Source organism: Commensalibacter sp. M0268 (genome assembly GCF_016101925.1).
GTDB classification, from domain to species: Bacteria; Pseudomonadota; Alphaproteobacteria; order Acetobacterales; family Acetobacteraceae; genus Commensalibacter; species Commensalibacter melissae.
In genome coordinates this window covers 516,903-536,264 of the sequence record NZ_JACFPQ010000001.1, presented here as the reverse complement: position 1 = coordinate 536,264, position 19,362 = coordinate 516,903, and the positions used below count along the sequence as shown (strand labels likewise).

Sequence of the window (19,362 nt, the reverse complement as noted above, 5' to 3'; positions counted from 1 at the left end):
ATATCAGCCATTAAAATTTTGAAAGAATGAAAATAAATTTTAATTGATTAACAAACAATGCTTATCCTATGAAAGATCAAGCCCTATGGCTTTTAATCGATTATTTTCACTATCCCAATTCTTTCTTTCCTTAACTGTTAAAAAAACGTGACATGGCCGTTCCAATAAACGAGAAAGTTCTTTTCGGGCTCGTTCACCGATCATTCGTATTTTTTGTCCTTGATGCCCAATTATAATCGCTTTGTGATTGGGTTTAGAGACATATATTACCAAATCAACCCGTATTGAATGATCAGATTTTTCTTTGAAACTTTCTGTTTCAACGGTTATTGCATAAGGAATTTCTTCATGAGTCTTCATAAAAATTTGTTCACGCACCAACTCGGCAGCAAGCAACCGGTCTGGCAAATTGGTCAAATCATCATCTGGATATAGCCATGGCCCTTCAGGAACCTCTTTTGCCAGTGCTTCCATTAAATCATTTACACCATTCCCCTTTTTCGCACTCACCATAAAACTACGTTCTATTGAAAGTAAACTATTAACCTGATCTGCAAGAGGTAACAGTTTCTGGGGGATAATTTTATCAATTTTATTTAATACCAACCAAATACGGCGGCTAGTTTCCTTCAATTTTTGAATTATAAGGTTAATCTCTTCATTTAATCCATTATGTGCATCCAGAATAAAAAGGGTTATATCTGAATCCACCGCACCGGTCCAGGCATTTGAAACCATCAATTCGTCCAGACGTCTTTTAGGCTTAAATATACCTGGTGTATCGACCAAAAGAATTTGAGATTGCTGATGCATAACAATTCCCAATATCCTCATTCTTGTTGTTTGTGCCTTGGGGCTGACAATTGACAATTTCGCCCCTACCATTTGATTTAACAAAGTTGATTTACCAGCATTTGGTGCGCCTATTAATGCAACAAAACCGCAACGCATCACTTATTACCCTGTCTCTTGATTTTATTAACCTTATTTAGTTTGCCCAGCAAATCCTTGGCTGCCGCACTCTGTGCACTTCTTTTGCTTCCCCCTTTACCTTGTCCCTCCATATTTTGTGCCTTGACGTTTATAATAAATACAGGCGTATGGGACGGACCCTCCTGGGAAACCAATTCATATACTGGTAAAGGCAATCCTCTTGTCAACAGCCATTCTTGCAATGCTGTTTTTGAATCTTTGGGAGGCAGCGCCTGCGCTTTCATAATATCAACCCATAATTTACGGACGAATTTTCTGACAGGTTCAAGTCCTCCATCAAGATACATCGCCCCCAAAATAGCCTCTACAGCATCAGCCAGAACACTTTCGGTATAATTGACCCCGGCTTTTTCTTCATGTGACGCAACATGAATACTGTTATGAATTTCAAGTTTTGATGCTATTTTTGCCAAAACTGTTTTGGACACAAGATTGGCATGACGAGGTCCAAGATCACCTTCCTGCTCATCCGGAAAACGTTCCAATAACCATTCCGCCATCACCAATCCTAAAACACGGTCACCAATAAACTCTAACCGTTCATTTGACCGGGCTCTTTTCCTTTTTTTATGTGCATATTTTTGTTCATACACTGCGGAACGATGGGTTAAAGCCTTTCGGAACAATGACTTTTTTACAAATTCATATCCCAGTTTATTTTCAAGTTCTTTTTCAGAAGAATTCAGGGAGTTAATAGTTATTTTTGTCATTTTACCGCTTTAAACAATCTATCCCAACGTATTTCAACTGGCCAATACCAAAATTGCCAAACTGGATGCTGACTATCATAAGAATAAAAAATAAACTGCACTTTCCCGATTAAGTGATCAATTGGGACATATCCAAGATAATCTGGCGAATTAGGATCTGTGAATCGACTGTCCGCACTATGTTCACGATTATCACCCATAGCGAAAAAATGTCCCTGAGGCACCTTGTAGATAACAGTATTATTTACGTTTAATTCCCCATTCCATAAATAGGGAGATTGTTCATATTCATCAAAATCTTTTTGCAGAATATCGTGTTTAACAATTTTACTATTGGCTGGTAGGAATTCAGTAAATCGATGATCCACTTCAACAGGAACAGAAGAATTCTCTTTATAGTGATATTCTCCTCTAAATTGACGTTCAACGGCCTTGCCATTTACGTATAAAACACTATTTTTTACCTGAACAGTGTCTCCCGGCAAACCGATAATTCTTTTTACGTAATAATCGTAGGGAGGCTTAGTACTTCTGAAAACAGCTACATCTCCTCTTTTCGGAGCTTTATACCATAGCCTGCCTTTAAGATCCGGATGATAGAAAGGTAAGGAATAGCGAGAATACCCATAACTGTATTTACTAACAAAAATATAATCCCCAACCAAAAGGGTCGGGATCATTGAACCAGATGGGATATTGCAGGGCTCGAATAGTAAAATGCGTATAACAAGAATAATAAGACCACCCCAAAAGATAGTATAAATCAATTCCTTGATCTGATGCCATATTGAAACATGTTTTTCATTATTTCCTGTATCTTTTACAGGTTTATTTATCTTATCCTGATTATTTTCCATATAAACAATCTATCTTGTTAAATTCCTAATAGGTGCCCGATTTAGATGCGGTATTTCAAAGTTTCACGATCACTGTTCATTTACGGTATTTATTGGAAGCATTTCAATAATAACTTGCGCAAATGCATAAGGATATTCATCACTCATGGTCAGTAAAATATTCGTTTTTTTATTTTTATCAATTAATTTTTGTAAAGATCTGAAAGCGCCATTATATAATCTTAATGTCGGTTTACCTTTTTCGTTATTGACAATTTCAATATCCTTGTAAAAAACCTCTTCTGTAAATCCCGTACCCAATGCCTTGGCACAGGCCTCCTTTGCTGCCCACCGTTTGGCATAAGTTCCAGACTTAAGTTTGTCTGATAGCATTTCAGCCTTTTTTATCTCTTTATCAGTAAATATACGATGAAGAAAACGTTCCTTATGGTGTGTAATGACTTTTTCGATACGACGAATGTCACATAAATCTGACCCAATACCAATAATCACTTTATTTCTCCATTAATCATGAACATGATCGTTCAACATGGACAATCCCCTTGACCATTTGCAAACCATTGATAACCTGATTTAAATGTGTAAGGTCTTTAACTTCCACATCCAAAAGAATTTCGATGAAATCCATATGTCGGTTAACAATTTTCAAATTTATCAAAGAGCCATCATACTGAACAATACGATTGGCAATAGTTGCCAGAATGACGTTGTCGTTTTCCGCTACAATTTTAATACGCGCTGTATAATTTTTCTGTCTATTCACCTGGTTTAATATATCATAGTCCCAATCCAGACTCATAAAACGTTCTGGGGTAGCAGAAAAACTGTTTAATGTTGAACATTCCTTGCGATGAATAGTGATCCCCTTGCCTGTTGCAACAATACCAACAATGGCATCATCGGGAATTGGATGACAGCAACCCGCAAAATGAACCACAATTCCCTTATCCATACCTTTCAATGGGGAAGAGAATTTATGATCGTCTTTATTTTTATTTTGGCTAATACGGCCTTTATCGCTTAACCCGGGCACAAAACGAGGGGCACGTTTAATAGGTTTTAATTCTGGGTAAGCAACATATACTATATCTTTGGCAGAAATATTATCGCTACCCACCGCTATATATAATTCATCAAGAGAGGTTTGTTTAAAATTCTTTAAAACAGTTTCAAGAATTTTTTGTGATCCATCAACACCTTCCTGCCGAAAAGCCTTAGCCAACGCAACGCGTCCAGCTTCCATTTTCAATTCTTTTTGTTGATTACTGACAAAATGACGAATTCGAGCTCTCGCTTTTCCAGTAACTACAAATCTTTCCCAGGATGGAGAAGGGTTACCTTCCCGTGCAGTCATAATTTCCACTTGATCGCCATTTTTTAATTTTTGGCGCAAGGGGATAAGTCGTCCATTCACTTTTGCACCAACACAACGATCCCCAACCTGACTATGAACCGCATAGGCAAAGTCGACAGGTGTCGCTCCTCTTGGTAGCTGGATCAATTCCCCTTTCGGTGTGAAACAAAAAACGAGATCCTGATATAATTCCAGCTTCGTATTTTCCAAAAATTCATCTGGGGCTGTTGAATCTTCAAGAATTTCAAGAAGATCCTGAACCCAGCGTAATTTTTTCATCTTGGCAGCAATGCCAATAACCTGGTCATTATTTTTACTGTTTTTGTTAATAATCGGCAACTGTTTATATATCCAATGAGACGCAACACCATTTTCAGCAATATCATGCATCTCTCTTGTACGGATTTGAATTTCAATTTTCTGATTGCGGGGAAAACGCAAGGTTACCCCCGTATGAATACTCTGATAACCATTGGCCTTGGGCGCTGAAATATAGTCTTTAAAACGTCCGGCTACAACAGGGTAATGACTATGCACTATACCAAGGGCAGTATAACAATCCTCTTTGGTTTCAACCACAATTCGAAATGCCATTATGTCGGAAAGCTGTTCAAAGGTAACCTGCCTTCGCTGCATTTTTTCCCAGATAGAGTAACAAGATTTTTCCCTTCCCGTTACCTCGACCTGCCTCAACCCACCCTTTTGGCAGATTGCCTTAAGCTCGGCACAGACTTCCTCAATAATATCTGCACCCTGTCCACGCAAGAAATTTAAACGCGCTTTAATAGAAGCATCTGCCTCAGGTTCCAAAACAGAAAATGCAATATTTTGCAATTCCCTTTTCACATTATCCATTCCGATACGTTCAGCCAATGGCGCGTAAATATCCATTGTTTCACGAGCAATACGCTGCCTACGATCCAGTCTTTGAACATAGTGTAAAGTACGCATGTTATGCAGACGATCAGCAAGCTTGACAATCAATACACGTATATCCTTGGACATCGCCAAGACAAGTTTACGAAAATTTTCAGCTTGTTTTGTCTTATCAGATTGTAATTCAAGCCTTGTCAGTTTGGTAACGCCATCCACCAAATCTGCAACAACCTTGCTGAATTCTTTTTCTATAAATTCTCGGGTAATTTCTGTATCTTCTATCGTATCATGCAAAAGACCTGTTACGATAGAGGCAATGTCAACTTTCATATGAGCCAAAATATTTGCCACAGCCAAAGGATGTGTAATATATGGAGCCCCGTTGTCACGATACTGTTTCTCGTGTGCTTGAACAGAAATTCTAAAAGCTTTCTCTACACAAGCAACATTCGCCTCCGGCTCATATTTCCGAATACGATCAATTAATCCAGAGCAATCAATTTGATTGCTTTCACTCAAGGCTATGGGAAAGCTGATATTTTCCACTTATAATCCAAAAATTAAATGACACTCTTATTTAATTTTATAGATTATAAAACTGAAAAATAAAATTAAATTATTCCTCTTTATTTTCAGAAGCCATACGACGACGATCCAATTCATGCATGATCTGATTAATGTTCTCAAAGGAATTTGTCGGTTTGGCCTGTTCTTCCTCGATTGAAACATCTTGAAGGCCAAAGATATTTTTTTCCGCTGGGATCAGATCTGCAACCTCTTCCTCCACCGGTTCAGGTTCAGGAGCACGAGTCAGGGTACGGATAATATCATTTTTAATTGTTGCAAGATCAATTTTTTCATCTGCAATTTCTCTTAGGGCAACCACTGGATTTTTATCATTGTCACGATCTATAGTTAACGCCTCACCTCTTGAAATGTTGCGTGCTCGTTGTGAAGCATAAAGCACCAATTCAAAACGATTAGGAATTTTTTCAACACAATCTTCTACAGTAACGCGTGCCATTCAAATTAATCTCCAGATTCAAAAGGATTTCACCAATATCATATTTTTATCAAGAAATCAAATGTAAGGTTCAATACCCTGATCAGGTGGTAGTTCTGATATTAATTCATCAAGTGATTTCTTGCTTTCGGGATGAACCCAATTTGGCAATACATCTCTTAAGGGATATAAAACAAAAGCCCTTAAATGTGCCCGGGGATGCGGCACGATCAATCGTGATGAATCTTTGATGATTTTGTCATGATATGCAATTATATCGAGGTCAAGCGGGCGAGATTCATTTATCTTTTGACGTATTCTACCTGCTTTGTCCTCCAATTCATTTAAAATTGAAAGTAAATCTTTGCATGGAATTTGACTATCAAATAATATGACACCATTTATATATAAAGGTTGAGATGACGGCGGAATTGGTGTAGTTTGGTACATTGGAGAAACGATCATGGAGGTATCATTAAGTTTTTTACCCAAATAATAAAATGCTTTTTGACACATTTCATAAGGGTTGTCTCCCCATGCTCCTGGAAGGTTGCTACCTACTGAAATAATAATCATAGTTTTGTAATAATTACCTAAATAAATAAATTTACATCAAAAGGATACAAAATATCTCGCCTTTTAATGTAAAATTGATATAACCTATAAAATGTTGATATAACTGATAAAACAAATTATGTATAACGATTTTTATTCTTATTTAACTCCTGCTTTCAAAAATTTTAAGGTGCTTATAAATGTTTCTTAAAAATAATGAAAAGGTCTGCTTATTTATCGATGGAGCAAACCTTTATTCCGCATCACGTAATCTGAATTTTGATGTCGATTACAGAAATTTACTCAATTTTTTTAAAAAACAATGTAACGTCATTCGTGCCTATTATTATTCTGCCGTCCTAGATACAGAAGAATATTCTCCATTAAAACCCCTGACTGACTGGTTAGCCTATAATGGGTTTCTTCTGGTTACCAAGAATGCCCGTGAATTTACAGACCAAAATGGTCGGCGAAGGGTAAAAGGAAGCATGGATATTGAATTGGCTGTCGATATGATGGAAATTGCTCCAAAAATTGATCATGCCATATTATTCAGTGGTGATGCCGATTTACGACGCCTTGTTGAATCCGTTCAACGACAGGGGGTACGTGTTTCTGTCGTATCTTCTATCAAAACCAACCCACCCATGATTGGTGATGAATTAAGAAGACAAGCCGATCAATTTATTGAATTAACAAGCATTGCACCCGAGTTCACTCGACGGCCAAATGAAGCCCAACAATAACTATACATAATCTTTATATCCAATTTTATTACAGTCTATTTTTTCAAAAAATATTTAATTTCATGATAAATTTAACACCTGACATAAATTGTAGCATTTGTCCTCGTCTTAAAAATTTTAGAGAAGAAAATAAAGAAAAATTTCCCACTGGCTGGAATGCACCTGTTCCAACCTGGGGGAATATTGATTCAGAATTACTTGTTGTTGGTCTAGCTCCGGGATTAAAAGGGGCGAACTTAACCGGGCGTCCTTTCACAGGAGATTATGCAGGCATTTTACTCTACAATACTCTTATCAAATACAAATTTGCCTCTGGAACCTATCAGGCTGATCCCAATGATAGTTTGACCCTGATCAATTGTAAAATCTTGAATGCCGTTCGTTGCGTGCCACCTCAAAATAAACCCACAACGCAAGAGGAAAAAAACTGTCGCCCTTATTTGAAATCAGCAATTGAAAATATGATGAATTTAAAAATTATTTTGGCGTTGGGTGTAATTGCACATAAAAATATTTTGTCATGTTTTAACATTTCAAATTCTAAAGTGAAATTCAAGCATGGACAATATATTCAACTAAATGAAAAAATATCGCTGGTCGACAGCTATCATGTATCAAAATATAATACGAGTACCAGATTATTAACGACGGAAATGTTTGAAAATTTAATAGAATCTATTCACGTCAAACTTGATTAGGATTACTTTCTCCTTTTTAAAAAAAATTGAAAAATAATTATCAAGATCATTATTACGACTAATAATCCATAAACAAATAACGGGAATATTCCAAGAGCCATCTCTACTGTCATAACTTAAATTCTACAGTTTTTTACAAGTTATAATATTTTCTAAATAAAATAACCCATTTCAATTAAAATAAAAAATTTTGTTTCTAAAAATTACAATAGATTTTGCTGATATTTTTATCTACTCATTTTATTTAAAATATTCAAATATACTCTTTAATTTTATTAAATAAATACCTTTATTAAAAGAAAACAAATATAACTAAATTAAAACTACAAACAACCTTTATAAAACAAAACACAAATCTTATACTTACACTATGATAGGAAATACTATGCCTTCTAAAATAAATGTAAGAGATATCCCCGTACAAAACATTAATTGTGGAAATATCATTTTTTATCTTGATCAACTATGGAAGGTCATAAAAATAAGATATTCCCTTAAAAATTCACGCATCAATTTTCATGCCATAAGACAAATCAATAATACAGACACAACATCTCTTGAAAATATAGACAAGGATATTATCCAATTGCAAAGAGTTCCCGAGGCTTCCATCACAATTGTTGAAAATACCTAACTTATTACTTATCAGCCATCTGAATTCTTTTTTATATATAAATGTTTCATTATTATTATAATTATTATTTATATATAAAAAATTTAAATTCCTCTATAATAATGTCAAGACTATTGCTTTTTTATTATTTCTGATAATAATAATTATTATCATTAAGCGTTACAAATCATATTATGCATCAAAAAACTTTATTCTTGATAAAATCCATTCATCGCTGGATAGGGCTGGCAGGTGGATGGTTTCTTTTTATAATTATTATTTCAGGCAGCCTAACCTTATTTGATAGTGAAATCAATCAATGGATGCGGCCAGAACTTGCACGGGTCAAACCGGCCCCCCTTTCCTCCAAGGCACTGAATAATGCCTACAAAATTTGGACATATAGCCAAAATATGCCCAAAAATTTAATTAAACTTCCCTCTTCTCGCGATCCCTATCTATATGTTTCCTATTTAAAGGACAATATAAAACGCAATATTGTTCTTGACCCTCATGAAGGGAATATTATTCCAGTCCGAAATACAGCAGGCGCTTCATTTATCGTTTCCATTCATAAAAAACTATATATGAATCCTAGATATGGACAATTTATTTTACTTATTGTCGCTTTTTTCTTTATTCTTTCAATCATTACTGGTGTGATTTTACATTATAAACCCTTTATCAAAATGCTTTTTAACCTTCAGGTCAAGGCTGCCCCCCTTCGACAACAACTTAATTATCATACGTCCATTGGAATAATTTTCTTGCCATTTCTTTTTATAATAGCATTAAGCGGTTTTTTATTCATCATTCCTCATTATCTACCTTCTCCTCATCCTCAATCAAAACCTGAAAATATATATAAAGACAATCTGAACACATTATCTAAACAAAATTTACTCAATTTAATTAATGAAACTGAACGTTATTTTAATAATCCTGCAGGATTCATTTTTTTTACTCCTAAAGAAATAAAAATAAGTGAAGCGAACAATAGTCATCTAACCAGTTTTAAAAATCTAGTCGGTTTTGATAAAACTACAGGAAAATTAACATCACATTCTTCCTTATCCCCCATGTTTGGTTATCCTGAAAAAGTTATTTTTGGCATTCATATGGCCAGGGCAGGTGGAGCCATATTCAGAACTATCAATTTTATATTAGGATTGGGCAGTGCGTTTTGCATAGCTTTTGGTCTTTTATATTATTCTAATCGCCATAAAAATAAACTTTTTACAAACAAAATAACCTATATTGGATATAAAACAATTGAAGGAATTAATACTAGCGTCATTATGGGAACTCTTATAGGATTCATATCCCTTTTATGGATCAATCGATTTATTCCCTTTGATTTTCCAAACAGAATCCATAATGAAATTTTTTTATTTTTCACAATATGTCTTCTTGTCTGCATTTACGGTTTTTTATCAGCATATTTTAACTATACAAATCATGCCTTAAAAAAATTAATGACAATATTCAGCTATCTCTGTCTACTTCTTCCTATTGTGGATCTGTTATTCAATAATATCCTGATAAAAGCCTCGTTACTGAATGGAAATTTCCTTTTTATAAAAATGGATGGCACAGTTTTTATTTTAGGTATTGTTTCATTATTGTTTTGCTCATATTTAAATAAAAAATCTTATCTATCATGATCATACTTATTATAACGTTAAATATTCTTGGCATATTCGTTTTTGCTGGCAGTCTGAAGAAATTTCAAGATAAACTACCAAACCAGTATTCAAACGAACAAATAAAATATTATTATAAAATTATCAGTGTGTTGCTTATATTTTGCAGCTTTATACTTTGTCATTTATGTTGGAGGAAGATAGGCTGGATAATTGGGGTCAACCTGACTTCCATCAATGCGCTTGCGGTCACTATCGTGATAAGTTACTTTCCTCAATTTTTTTTAAAATGGAATGACAAATTTCATTCTATATTTGATTCATAGTCAGGCAAGCATCTATATAAATTTATTCATTTACGGTCAGGCAGTAATTTCGTATCAAGACCCATCAATTGACCTAATCGGGACAAACGGCGTGAGACTGTCTCACTGATAACAGCATCCAGATGATGATAATAATATAATGTAAGTTTCTTTTTCCCAACTTTTAACCGTGTTCTCAACAAAAGGTTGGGAAGATTTCCTGATAATGTATATGCCAATCGAAATGCCAGTCCCAATATCACGGCCTGTTCATAATGTTTAGGAGAAAGAATTTTCTTGGAAGCAGACAGGAATTTATCATTCATGGTGGCATCATAACGTATCGCAATTGTCAAAGCCAAGAAGGCTCGCAACTGATGGTCAAACGCCATGCCGGCCATTCGTAAAATACGATAATAAGCCTGCTCTTTACGATAGGCTGGATGGTCATGACAACCACAATCAGAAATCATACAGGCTACCCAACGTTTTTGCTGCATATCCTGATCTTCATTATTAAAAAGTGAATCTGTCCACTTGATCAGAGCGGAAGGAAATTCCTGTACACGACCCAATCGTTTACAAATATCTAAAGCTGCAGCTTCTTGTGGGTTTTGATTACGATTATTTTCGGCAATAACATTTCGCATATACCAACCTTCCCGAACCCCCTCTGCGCAAAAAATAATTTTTGACGGTTTCAAAATCATTAATAACTGTTTCAACACCGTGGCGGCATATGGTAAATCGTTTAACCTTTTATGAATTAAGGCCTGTGTATTTAAATTTCCATCTTTTAGCTTAAGTAAAATCCAATCCACAAGAATTTTTGCTTCACTATAAGAAAGCGTATAATAATGAACGATACAAATCGGATAAGAAGTGTATTCCATATATAATTGTGCCATTGCTCGAAAAGCGCCACCGACCAAATATAATTTTTTCTTTTTGGATTCATGCAACCATTTAACCGATTTTATATCCCTACCCGCAATAACATTCGCTTTTGGAATTTTCTTGCCTGCACGATCCATCAGGCGAATAACACCCAAAGACAAGGTTTGTGCATTATATCGCTGCTGATTTGAAATTTGCACCAGCTCCATAGAGCCACCACCAATATCCGCAACAACACCGTCCGCATTCGGAATACTGCACATTACACCCGCAGCGGCATAATCTGCCTCCTGTTCGCCAGTCAATATTTGAACAGGTACACAAGGCATCCATTTATGCAATTTTTTTAAAAATTCATGTCCATCATCTGCATCTCTAACCGCTGCAGTCGCTAGGACAACAAATGGATATGCCTTCATTGTCGTGGCAATTGCATAAAACCTTTTAAAAACATCTTCAGCTAACAAGACACCTTGCGGATTGAGTTTACCTGTTTTTTCCAACCCGCTTCCCAATCTAAGTGTGGCTTTTTCATTAAAGATAATTACGGGATTACGCTCCCTTCCTTCAAAAACAACTAAACGAACGGAATTCGAGCCCAAATCAACAATTGCTGATCGTATTGAGGAAGAGGAATGGATCATTATTATTTCCTTTGAGGCAAAAAATTATAATAGATTATAGTCTAATCCAAAGGCCTTGTATCCAACGAGGGATTCTCCATAAAATAGTTATGTGCGGAAAAAGGAGGTTCCGAAGATTCAAGACGTTTCCATTTTTTATCCCTCCCCAATTGCCAAGACTGCATATTGTCTTTCAGATTTGCAACCATTAACTGATTTAAAATTTTATAATGAATATCTTCTGGCAAGATAGGTATCATTTCCTCGATCCGACGATCCATATTTCTTTCCATCCAATCTGCAGAAGACATATAGACTTTAGCCGATCTTGAAGGAAGCTCGTACCCGTTTCCAAATACAAAAACTCTGGCATGTTCAAGAAAACGGCCAACAATTGATTTGACAAATATATTTTCAGAAAGATTTTTGATACCCGGACGAAGACAGCAAATTCCTCGAACAATTATATTTATTTTTACACCTGCACAAGACGCCTCATATAATTTGTCAATTAATTGTGGATCCACAAGAGAATTCATTTTAAGCCAAATCGCACCCGGTTTGCCTGCATTTACGAAAGCAATTTCATCATCAATCAATTCATTTAAGGTTTTACGGATGGTTAGAGGCGAAAACGCAATTTTTTCCATTTTGTCAGGACGTGCATATCCCGTGACATAATTAAATAATTTGGCCGCATCACGCGTTAATTCGGCATTACAGGTAAAATAGGATAAATCAGTATAAATTTTTGCTGTAATCGGATGATAATTGCCAGTGCCAAAATGGGCATAAGAGCGTATGTTTCCCCCCTCTCTTCGAACAACAAGACTCAATTTTGCATGGGTCTTCCAATCGGCAAAACCGAAAACAACCTGCACACCGGCTGCCTCCAAATCCCGTGAAAGACGAATATTGGCTTCTTCATCAAAACGAGCCCTTAATTCAACAATGGCTGTTACGGAAATTCCATTTTCTGCCGCCTCAATTAAAGCTTTGACAATGGGACTGTCCCGGGATGTTCGATATAAAGTTTGTTTAATGGCTAAAACCTGAGGGTCTTGAGCCGCCTGACGCAAAAACTGAATCACAACATCAAAACTCTCGAAAGGATGGTATGCCAACAAATCTTTTGAGCGTAACAGGGCAAAACAGTCCCCGGCACTTTCCCGAATACGCGCGGGAAGATGAGGTGAATAATATGGAAAAAGGAGATCTGGCCTGTTATCAACAATGAGTTGCTTAACATCCACCAATCCCAGTATTCCCTTATGAACCGTCACCTCTTCCGGAGGCACTTCAAGAGCATGGGCAACTATTTCACCAAGTTTTGGAGGGAAATGTTCATCGATATCCAAATGAATCACAACCCCGCGTCTTCTTCTTTTCAAGGCTGTTTCATAGGATCTCACCAGATCCTCCGCTTCTTCTTCAAATTCGACATCTGTATCACGAATAACGCGTAACAAGCCATAATTCGCAATTTTGTATCCAGGAAAGATCGATGAAATAAATATCCTAACCAAATCCTCCAATAAAACAAACCTTTGAATTTTATTGCTACATAACGATAAAGGCAAAGGTATAAAACGCAACAGCTGCGACGGCAATAAAATCATCACATATTTGCGGCTGCTATTTTGGCTAATCAATCTTAAAGCAATTGCGAGATTTAAATTCGGTATAAATGGAATGGGATGGGCAGGATCCAAGGCAATAGGGGTCAGGATTGGAAAAATACGCTCCATAAAAAATTGATGTAACCAGGCCAGATCTTCCTTGTTCAACTCTTCTGCCTTACAAACAATGATACCTGAGTCACTCAATAATTTTATAAGTTCATGATAGATCCGTTGCTGGTCACTAAATAGTCCCTTAACCCTTTCCTGAATGGCAACTAATTGTTCTGCAGGTGTTAAACCATCAGGAGAAAGTGCTATCAACCCCTCTCTCACTTGACCGGTCAGTCCCGCAACACGTACGGAATAAAATTCATCAAGATTGCTTGCACTAATGGATAAAAAACGTACTCTTTCCAAAAGTGGATTATGTTTGTTTTCGGCTTCCTCTACGACCCTTTGGTTAAAATCAAGCCATGATAATTCCCGATTAATAAAACGCTCATAATCCATTTTGATATTATTAGATATCTGAATACTGTTTCGCTGCTTAATTTTGCGACCCGACTGTTTCACAGCAATTTTATTTTGTGTCAAATGATTGATATTCGATATATTTTTACGATTTTTTTGGATCATGTAATATTACTTTATACTGAATTATTTGCATTAAAAATTATTTTATTAATTTATCAATTTTAACACAATTTTCTCTAGTTTTTTCAAATAATTCAAAATCACGTTTAATTATAACATATTATTTCCATTTCATTATGAAATTGACAATTCATCAAGAATTTTCGTGACCAGATTTCTGGTCATTCCCCCCTGTTCAACAAGGGTTATTTCATCTAACCGTTCAATAAACTGACGTACAGCAAAAGCTGTTCTTGGTAATCGTAACTGAATAATATCCATAATGGACGTTGGAATAACCAATTGCCTGTCAGCTACTAACCGAAGAAATAAAAGCCGTAATAATTCCTCTTCAGGTTGTTCAATTTTAATCGCTATGATCGACCGTAATCGGCTAGCCAAATCGGGCAACTCAACTTCCCATCGAGCTGGTGGGGAACGCCCTCCTAAAACAGTTACGATCCGCAACTCTTTGGTCATGTTTAAAATATGCAACAATGAATGAAAATCAGTGACTAGATCAGCATCATCTATAACAATGGCTTTTATTTCTTTATTTTGTAATTTTTCCGACCAATATACAGAAGAGGTTTGTTGTAAAGCAGAAGCTGGAATATATAATGCCTGTTCCCTTTCCGCCCATATTTGCAATAAATGCGTTTTACCTGTTCCTGAATCTCCCCATATTGCCAAACGTCGATCTGGCCAATCTGGCACATTGTAGGTTGTTTTACTGATCCCAAGCCAGGTCCGTGCAGCAAAATTTGAAGGTGAATTTATAAAATCTGAAGAAATAAAACGAGGCTGATAGGTAAAGGGTAAAGCGAGCTGCCTTGACGTATTAAAAAAACAATTTTGTTTATTTTTTTCCTGCATTACTACTTTACCAAAATTCAATCTATCCTATAAACCCTATTATGGTGTAAAATTATCCTATAACCATTTCAAGATAAACCTATAAAGCAAGAATAGAGGCTGCTTAATAATGAAGTCAGATTTTTCTGAGAATACAGAACTAAATAACCAGCAGGATGAAATCACCTATGAAAATGCTGGTGTCAGTATTGCCACAGGGGATGCATTGATCGAAGCTATAAAACCGGTTGTCTCCCAAACTCATAATAATGGTGTTATGGGTAGTCTGGGCGGATTTGGTGCGTTATTTGACTTAAAAGCAACCGGCTATCAAGATCCAATTCTTGTTTCAGGAACCGATGGGGTTGGAACAAAGCTTTTGCCCGCAATCGAAACAGGGCTGTGCGACAATATCGGATTTGATCTAGTTGGAATGTGTGTGAATGATATCGTTGTGCAAGGTGCAAGACCTTTGTTTTTTCTCGATTATTTTGCTACCGGAAAATTAGAGCTTGATCAGGCACAACGTATCATACAAAGTATCAGTAAGGCCTGTGAAGCAAGTGGCTGTGCCTTAATTGGTGGCGAAACAGCGGAAATGCCAGGGATGTACAAGGAAAAGCATTATGATCTAGCCGGATTCGCCGTTGGAGCAGTTGAAAGAGATCAGATTTTACCCAAAAATATCACTAGCGGTGATAAAATTATCGCTTTGACATCAAATGGTGTTCATTCTAACGGATTTTCGTTGGTACGCTCAATCGTAAAAGCCCAAAACCTGTCATGGGAAGATGTGGCACCTTTCGATCCCAACCAGTTTCTTGGAGAGGCATTACTCGCCCCGACACAGCTTTATGTAAAACCTGTACTAAAACTTCATGAGGCTGGTCTTCTAAACGGGGCTGCCCATATTACAGGCGGTGGAATTGTCGGCAATCTTCCACGTATTTTACCAGACAATCTTGTGGCTGTTGTTGACGGACAAAGCTGGCCCATGCCACCAGTATTTTCATGGCTGGCCCACGCTGGCAACGTTCAACCAGAGGAAATGCTGAAAGTATTTAATTGCGGTATTGGTATGATATTGATCACATCAGATTTTGAAGCCGTGAATAAACTACTTAATGATACCGATGTCCAAGCCTATATCATTGGCCAAATTGAACCAAAAACAGAACTCGATAATGATCAACAGGTATTCTTCAGCGACCTACCCGATTTTACCTTTATTCCTGAAATTGATTAACAAGGTGGGAACCCTTTAAATGTCGAAGAAAAAACGTATAGCGATCATGATAAGCGGACGTGGTTCAAATATGCGTTCCCTTATTGATGCATGTGCCAAGCCCTCTTTCCCAGCATCAATTGAGTTGATCATTAGTAATAACCCAGATGCAGAAGGATTGGAAATCGCCCGCAAATCGGGAATTTCCACTCAAGTCATTGATGACTATGATTTTGGCAATAACAGACAAGCTCATGAACGCCAAATTAATGCGGCCCTTCAAGCCCATCATGTTGCAACAGTCTGTCTTGCAGGTTATATGCGACTTTTAAGCCCGTTTTTGATCAATGAATGGAAAGGTAAAATCCTAAATATTCACCCAAGTCTCTTACCAGCTTTTCCTGGTTTAGATACCCATAAAAAAGCCCTTAAAAAAGGGGTAAAGATACATGGTTGCACCATTCATATCGTAACAGAAAAAATGGATGATGGTCCTATTCTAGGTCAGGCAGCAATTCCTGTTCTTCCCGATGATACAGAAAACACCTTGGCAAAACGTGTATTGGACCAAGAACATCTTCTTTATCCAAGAGTTTTAAAGAATTTTCTATTGGGATTTGAAGCTGATTCGACTTCTGATACCCTGATTAATGGATAAATTTAAAAAGGTTGGAGATAAAGATCTCCAACCTTTGGTTTTATACGCAGATTTCAATGTCTGAAAAAAAGAAACGAATTTCAATAGCTGCATTTTCGGCAGAATCAGAACCATGAACTGAATTGGCCTCAATTGATTCAGCAAATTGAGCACGAATCGTATGTGCCTGAGCTTTTTTAGGATCTGTTGCACCCATGATATCACGATTTTTTTGAACAGCGTTTTCGCCCTCCAAAACCTGAACCACGACAGGACCACTTATCATAAATTCAACCAGATCATTGAAAAAAGGACGTTCTTTATGAACTGAATAAAAAGCTTCAGCTTGCTGCTTGCTTAGCTGAATACGTTTTTGTCCAACGATTTTTAATCCCGTCCCTTCAATTAAAGCGTTGATTTTACCAGTCAAATTACGACGTGTTGCATCTGGTTTTAAAATTGACAGCGTTCTTTGTAAAGTCATATTGAAATTTCCTTTAATCTGTAAATATATTGCAGAGAAAAAATACTCTATTGGTAAATAGAAGTATTTCTCTTATCTTGTCGATAGTTTTTTTATCATATTTTGCAGGCAGATTTGTGAGTACGCTGGTTATAAATCACCTTACCCTTCGAATTTTAGGTCGCCCCCTCTTGGAAGATGCTTCCCTTACCATTGAGAATGGGCAAAAAGTTGGACTGGTTGGCCGAAATGGAACAGGCAAATCAACATTGCTAGCCGCAATTTCTGGAGATATATCAATTGATGGAGGTGAGATCCTTTTATCAAACCGTATAAAAATGGCACGGGTTAAACAGGAAACACCATCTGGTAATTTATCATTAATTGAAACAGTGCTTTCTGCGGATAAAGAACGTACGTATCTCATAAATAAGGCTGAATCAACACGGGATGGGTATCGACTTGCTGAAATTCATGAAAGACTAATAGCCATACAAGCTGACAGCGCTCCGGCTCGCGCAGCAACCATTCTTGCAGGTTTGGGTTTTAGTGCAGAAAACCAACAACGTCCTATTTCGGATTTTTCTGGTGGATGGAGAATGCGAGTTGCTCTAGCGAGCACATTGTTTTTAAATCCTGATTTACTGCTCCTTGATGAACCCACCAATCATCTTGATTTAGAAGCGACTTTGTGGTTGCAATCCTGGATCAACAATTTTTCTGGCAGTGCAATAATTGTCAGCCATGATCGCAATCTTTTGAATGAATGTGTTGATGCCATTGCCCATCTTCATCATCAGAAATTGTCCATGACAGTTGGAGGATATGATGAATTTATCAGAATACATAACGAAAAAATACTTCAACAAAATCGGGAAACTGAAAAAATAGCCGCGAAACGTGCTCATATGCAAGCTTTTGTCGATCGCTTTCGTGCCAAGGCGACCAAGGCCAGACAAGCGCAAGCACGCTTAAAAGCACTTGAAAAACTGCCTGTTTTGGAAGAAATTGTTGAGGAAAGGGCAATACATTTCGAATTTCCCCAACCTGTACAATTACCGCCTCCATTAATTACCCTTAATCAAGTCAAGGTTGGATACGGCGATCATGTTGTACTTTCCAATTTAACATTAAGAATTGATCCAGATGACCGTATTGCCCTTTTGGGTGCAAATGGTAACGGTAAATCAACCTTTATCAAACTTATCGCAGGTTGTCTGAAACCAATGGAAGGTAGCATTCATAATCACACCAAACTTTCTGTTGGTTATTTTGCTCAACATCAATTAGAAGAACTTATTCCTGGTCAAACCCCATTCAGTCATCTTGAAAAGGTTTTACCAAAAGCCACACCCACTGAATTGAGAGCGCAACTTGCCCGATTTGGATTAAATACCGAGCAAATTGATACCCCTGTTCAATCCTTGTCTGGTGGAGAAAAAGCTCGACTTGTTCTGGCTCTTATCACACGTCATAAACCCAATATCCTATTGCTTGATGAACCTACCAATCATTTGGATCTTGATGCCAAAGAATCCCTAATTCATGCATTATCCTCCTTTGAAGGAGCTGTCATACTTATTTCCCATGATCCACGTCTGATAGAACTGATAGCTGACCGGCTTTGGTTGGTTAATAATGGTACAGTTGAATCTTTTGATGGTGATATCAATGATTACCGTCAATGGCTAACGGATAATAAACGTATTCTTGATTCATCTGTAAAAAATACAGAAACTGGCTCATCTCAAAAATTAGCACGCAAGGAAAGAGCGGAAAAACGGAAAATACTTCAACCGTTAAAAAATAAAATAAAGGCTCTTGAATTACTTATTCAGAAAAATAGTGAAGCCTATCTCAAAATTGAACAAAAAATGGCTGAACCAGAGTTTTATTCAAATGTATCAGCTGAAGAAATAACAAAATTACAAATAGAATTGGCTGAATATCAAAAACGAAAAAATCAAGCCGAAGAAGATTGGCTTATTTTACAAGATAAACTGGAAAATACTGAAAAAGAATTGTAAATAATTTATAATATACTAACAGGCAAT

18 protein-coding genes are annotated in these 19,362 nt (G+C 36.7%); 7 read left to right on the top strand and 11 right to left on the bottom strand.

Translation table 11 applies throughout. The annotated features are described in order from the left end of the window. Window positions 1-66: 66 nt before the first annotated feature. The 7 genes from era to folK all read right to left on the bottom strand — a co-directional run bounded on the left by era (window position 67) and on the right by folK (window position 6,369). Window positions 67-951 carry a GTPase Era gene (gene era, locus H3R28_RS02375; protein ID WP_155565586.1) on the bottom strand — a complete coding sequence of 295 codons (885 nt, stop codon included), beginning with the start codon at window positions 949-951 and terminating at the stop codon, window positions 67-69. Next, on the bottom strand, window positions 951-1,703 hold the full coding sequence (gene rnc, locus H3R28_RS02370) for a ribonuclease III (RefSeq protein WP_110438159.1): 753 nt from the start codon (window positions 1,701-1,703) through the stop codon (window positions 951-953). Before rnc ends, era begins: the two co-directional genes overlap by 1 nt. Next, the gene (gene lepB / locus H3R28_RS02365) at window positions 1,700-2,560 is read right to left on the bottom strand and encodes a signal peptidase I (protein ID WP_198208998.1); all 861 of its coding nucleotides are present in this window, start codon (window positions 2,558-2,560) and stop codon (window positions 1,700-1,702) included. Before lepB ends, rnc begins: the two co-directional genes overlap by 4 nt. Window positions 2,561-2,629: 69 nt before the next feature. Further along, window positions 2,630-3,052 (bottom strand): holo-ACP synthase, encoded by a 423-nt coding sequence (acpS, locus tag H3R28_RS02360; RefSeq protein ID WP_198209000.1) that lies wholly within the window; start codon window positions 3,050-3,052, stop codon window positions 2,630-2,632. A 16-nt stretch (window positions 3,053-3,068) separates the two neighbouring features. Further along, window positions 3,069-5,336, bottom strand: a complete 2,268-nt coding sequence (locus H3R28_RS02355) for a bifunctional (p)ppGpp synthetase/guanosine-3',5'-bis(diphosphate) 3'-pyrophosphohydrolase (RefSeq protein WP_198209002.1) — start codon at window positions 5,334-5,336, stop codon at window positions 3,069-3,071. 70 nt (window positions 5,337-5,406) lie between these two features. Further along, window positions 5,407-5,814: a DNA-directed RNA polymerase subunit omega gene (gene rpoZ / locus H3R28_RS02350; RefSeq protein ID WP_110438163.1), complete on the bottom strand. Its 408-nt coding sequence runs from the start codon at window positions 5,812-5,814 to the stop codon at window positions 5,407-5,409. Between the two features lie 57 nt (window positions 5,815-5,871). Continuing rightward, window positions 5,872-6,369 (bottom strand): 2-amino-4-hydroxy-6-hydroxymethyldihydropteridine diphosphokinase, encoded by a 498-nt coding sequence (gene folK / locus H3R28_RS02345; RefSeq protein WP_198209004.1) that lies wholly within the window; start codon window positions 6,367-6,369, stop codon window positions 5,872-5,874. 179 nt (window positions 6,370-6,548) lie between these two features. Here folK and H3R28_RS02340 point away from each other — a divergent pair, with 179 nt between their 5' ends. The 4 genes from H3R28_RS02340 to H3R28_RS02325 all read left to right on the top strand — a co-directional run bounded on the left by H3R28_RS02340 (window position 6,549) and on the right by H3R28_RS02325 (window position 10,069). Then, on the top strand, window positions 6,549-7,094 hold the full coding sequence (locus tag H3R28_RS02340; RefSeq protein ID WP_110438165.1) for an NYN domain-containing protein: 546 nt from the start codon (window positions 6,549-6,551) through the stop codon (window positions 7,092-7,094). Window positions 7,095-7,156: 62 nt separating this feature from the next. Then, the gene (locus H3R28_RS02335; RefSeq protein ID WP_198209005.1) at window positions 7,157-7,792 is read left to right on the top strand and encodes a uracil-DNA glycosylase; all 636 of its coding nucleotides are present in this window, start codon (window positions 7,157-7,159) and stop codon (window positions 7,790-7,792) included. A 385-nt stretch (window positions 7,793-8,177) separates the two neighbouring features. Then, complete coding sequence (locus tag H3R28_RS02330) at window positions 8,178-8,426, top strand: hypothetical protein (protein WP_198209007.1); 249 nt, start codon at window positions 8,178-8,180, stop codon at window positions 8,424-8,426. A 173-nt stretch (window positions 8,427-8,599) separates the two neighbouring features. Continuing rightward, the gene (locus H3R28_RS02325; RefSeq protein ID WP_198209009.1) at window positions 8,600-10,069 is read left to right on the top strand and encodes a PepSY domain-containing protein; all 1,470 of its coding nucleotides are present in this window, start codon (window positions 8,600-8,602) and stop codon (window positions 10,067-10,069) included. A 331-nt stretch (window positions 10,070-10,400) separates the two neighbouring features. Here H3R28_RS02325 and H3R28_RS02320 read toward each other — a convergent pair whose 3' ends face one another. The 3 genes from H3R28_RS02320 to H3R28_RS02310 all read right to left on the bottom strand — a co-directional run bounded on the left by H3R28_RS02320 (window position 10,401) and on the right by H3R28_RS02310 (window position 15,004). Further along, window positions 10,401-11,894, bottom strand: coding sequence for a Ppx/GppA family phosphatase (locus H3R28_RS02320; RefSeq protein WP_198209011.1), 1,494 nt, complete (start codon window positions 11,892-11,894; stop codon window positions 10,401-10,403). Between the two features lie 41 nt (window positions 11,895-11,935). Then, window positions 11,936-14,131, bottom strand: coding sequence for an RNA degradosome polyphosphate kinase (locus H3R28_RS02315; RefSeq protein WP_198209013.1), 2,196 nt, complete (start codon window positions 14,129-14,131; stop codon window positions 11,936-11,938). 132 nt (window positions 14,132-14,263) lie between these two features. Then, window positions 14,264-15,004 carry a DnaA ATPase domain-containing protein gene (locus H3R28_RS02310; RefSeq protein ID WP_198209015.1) on the bottom strand — a complete coding sequence of 247 codons (741 nt, stop codon included), beginning with the start codon at window positions 15,002-15,004 and terminating at the stop codon, window positions 14,264-14,266. 109 nt (window positions 15,005-15,113) lie between these two features. On the opposite strand from H3R28_RS02310, the gene purM reads away from it, so the two are divergent. Further along, window positions 15,114-16,229, top strand: coding sequence for a phosphoribosylformylglycinamidine cyclo-ligase (purM, locus tag H3R28_RS02305; RefSeq protein WP_198209017.1), 1,116 nt, complete (start codon window positions 15,114-15,116; stop codon window positions 16,227-16,229). Window positions 16,230-16,248: 19 nt separating this feature from the next. Continuing rightward, on the top strand, window positions 16,249-16,866 hold the full coding sequence (purN, locus tag H3R28_RS02300) for a phosphoribosylglycinamide formyltransferase (RefSeq protein ID WP_198209019.1): 618 nt from the start codon (window positions 16,249-16,251) through the stop codon (window positions 16,864-16,866). Between the two features lie 40 nt (window positions 16,867-16,906). Here the strand turns inward: purN and ndk are convergent, their stop codons facing one another. Further along, window positions 16,907-17,329 carry a nucleoside-diphosphate kinase gene (ndk, locus tag H3R28_RS02295; protein WP_110438175.1) on the bottom strand — a complete coding sequence of 141 codons (423 nt, stop codon included), beginning with the start codon at window positions 17,327-17,329 and terminating at the stop codon, window positions 16,907-16,909. Window positions 17,330-17,445: 116 nt separating this feature from the next. On the opposite strand from ndk, the gene H3R28_RS02290 reads away from it, so the two are divergent. Next, window positions 17,446-19,335, top strand: a complete 1,890-nt coding sequence (locus tag H3R28_RS02290; protein ID WP_198209021.1) for an ABC-F family ATP-binding cassette domain-containing protein — start codon at window positions 17,446-17,448, stop codon at window positions 19,333-19,335. The last annotated feature ends 27 nt before the right edge of the window (window positions 19,336-19,362 follow it).